The sequence below is a fragment of the Pseudomonas sp. PA-4-8C genome (genome assembly GCF_021606625.1).
Lineage (GTDB): Bacteria > Pseudomonadota > Gammaproteobacteria > Pseudomonadales > Pseudomonadaceae > Aquipseudomonas > Aquipseudomonas lactis.
This window is the reverse complement of record NZ_WKCD01000448.1, coordinates 1-2,557: the sequence shown is the minus strand read 5'-3', so window position 1 is coordinate 2,557 and position 2,557 is coordinate 1. Positions and strand designations below refer to the sequence as shown.

The 2,557-nt window shown below is 63.7% G+C and carries 3 protein-coding genes; all 3 read left to right on the top strand.

All coding sequences use genetic code 11. The features are described 5' to 3' along the window. The coding region (locus GIW04_RS29745; RefSeq protein WP_236479536.1) for an ABC transporter permease subunit at nucleotides 1–694 on the top strand (694 nt) is incomplete at its 5' end. 10 nt (nucleotides 695–704) lie between these two features. Further along, entirely contained in the window at nucleotides 705–2,276 is a 1,572-nt protein-coding gene (locus GIW04_RS29740; RefSeq protein ID WP_034135838.1) for an ABC transporter ATP-binding protein, read from the top strand. A 146-nt stretch (nucleotides 2,277–2,422) separates the two neighbouring features. Then, a partial coding sequence (locus tag GIW04_RS31650; RefSeq protein ID WP_442962823.1) for a hypothetical protein occupies nucleotides 2,423–2,557 on the top strand: 135 nt, incomplete at its 3' end.

Sequence of the window (2,557 nt, the reverse complement as noted above, 5' to 3'; positions counted from 1 at the left end):
CACCCGCCCTGCCCCGAGCCCGCCGTCGGCGGTGAACTGGCTGGGCACCGATGACCAGTCCCGCGATGTGTTGGCGCGGGTGATCTTTGGCGCACGGGTGTCAATCCTGTTTGCCCTGGCCCTGACTGCCATCAGCGCCGTCATCGGGATTGCCGCCGGCGCGCTGCAGGGGTACTACGGCGGCTGGGTGGACTTGCTCGGGCAACGCATCCTCGAGGTGTGGTCCGGCCTGCCGGTGCTGTACCTGCTGATTATCCTGTCGGGGTTTGTCGAGCCGAATTTCTGGTGGTTGCTGGGGATCATGGCGCTGTTTTCCTGGTTGGCCCTGGTGGACGTGGTGCGCGCCGAGTTCCTGCGCGGGCGCAACCTGGAGTACGTCAAGGCCGCGCGCGCCCTGGGCCTGGGCGATGCCAAGATCATTCGTCGGCACATCCTGCCCAACGCCATGACCGCGACCCTCAGCTATTTGCCGTTTATCTTGACCGGAGCGATCTCCACCTTGAGCGCCCTGGACTTCCTTGGCTTCGGCATGCCCGCCGGCAGCGCGTCCCTGGGTGAGCTGATCGGCCAGGGCAAGCAGAACCTGCAAGCGCCGTGGCTGGGGCTGACGGCATTTTTCACCCTGGCACTGATTCTGTCGTTGCTGGTGTTTATCGGCGAGGCGTTGCGTGACGCCTTCGACCCTCGCTCATGAGTAAGTGCGTATGAACCTGATCGAAATCCGCGACCTATGCGTCGCCTTCAACGGCCAGACCGTCGTGCGCAACCTGAGCCTGGACGTGCGCCCCGGCGAGTGTCTGGCGCTGGTGGGTGAGTCGGGCTCGGGCAAGTCAGTGACGGCCCATTCGATCCTGCAACTGCTGCCGCAAGCCGGCACCCAAACCCTGGGTTCGATCAAGTATCGCGGCCAGGAACTGATCGGCGCCTCACCAAGCACTCTGCAAAAATTGCGCGGCAACCGCATTGCCATGATCTTCCAGGAGCCGATGACCTCCCTGAACCCGCTGCACAGCATCGAAAAGCAGATCGGCGAAACCCTGCTGCTGCACAAGGGCCTGGGCGGCAAGGCGGCGCAGGCGCGCATCCTCGAACTGCTGGAACTGGTGGGCATCCAGAAACCCCAGGAACGGCTCAAGGCCTACCCCCATCAACTGTCCGGCGGCCAGCGCCAGCGGGTGATGATCGCCATGGCCCTGGCCTGCGAGCCCGAACTGCTGATTGCCGACGAGCCCACCACGGCGCTCGACGTGACGGTGCAGCGCAAGATCCTGTTGCTGCTCAAATCTTTGCAGCAACGTTTGGGCATGTCGCTGCTGTTGATCAGCCACGATCTGAACCTGGTGCGCAGTATCGCCCAGCGGGTCTGCGTGATGCGCGCCGGGGAAATCGTCGAGCAGGCCGACTGCCAGGCCCTGTTCACCGCACCGCAGCATCCCTACAGCCGCCTGCTGCTGGACGCCGAGCCCTCGGGCGATGTGCTGTGCAGCGAGCCGCGTGAGACGGTACTGGAAGTGGATGACCTGAGCGTGCAATTCCCCCTTGGCGGCGGGCTGTTCCGGGCCAAGACCTACCTGCGCGCGGTGGACGGTATCAGCCTCAGCGTGCAGCGCGGCAAAACCCTGGGGATTGTCGGTGAGTCCGGTTCCGGCAAGTCCACCCTGGGCCAGGCGATCCTGCGCTTGCTCGACTCCAGCGGCAGCATCCGCTTCCAGGGTGAGGCCCTGGACCCGCTCAACCATCAGCAGATGCGCCCGTGGCGCAAGCAGATGCAGGTGGTGTTCCAGGACCCCTATGGCAGCCTCAGCCCGCGCATGTCGGTGCAGCAGATCATCAGCGAGGGCCTGGAAGTACACGCACCGTGCAGCCTGGCCGACCGCGAAGCGCAAGTCATCCAGGTGCTCAAGGACGTGGGCCTCGACCCTGCCAGCCGGCATCGCTACCCCCATGAGTTTTCCGGTGGCCAGCGCCAACGCATCGCCATTGCCCGCGCCCTGGTGCTCAAGCCAGCGCTGATGCTGCTCGACGAACCCACCTCGGCCCTGGACCGCACGGTGCAAAAACAAGTAGTGGCGCTACTGCGCGAACTGCAGGACAAATACGGCCTGACCTACCTGTTTATCAGCCATGACCTGGCGGTGGTGCGCGCCATGGCTCATGACATGATCGTGGTCAAGGATGGCAAGGTGGTGGAGCGTGGCGCCAGCCATGATGTGTTCGAGTCGCCCCAACACCCGTACACCAAAGAACTGCTGGCAGCAGCGCACATCCCTTTGTAGAGGTGAGATTGTTCCCACGCTCTGCGTGGGAACACAACCCGAGACGCTCCGCGTCGTGCCCTGGCCCTACGCCAAGTGACGCAGAGCGTCACGGTAGGCATTCCCACGCAGAGCGTGGGAACGATCATTAACAGGATTCTGTACCCATGAGCACTAGCCTCAAGGACTACCAACAGGTTCGCGGCCTGGCCATCCAGTCGCTGTTCGAGATCATCGAGCAGTCCAGCGAAGGCACGGTCATCGTCGACCGCGATGCAAATATCGTGTGGATGAACGAGCGT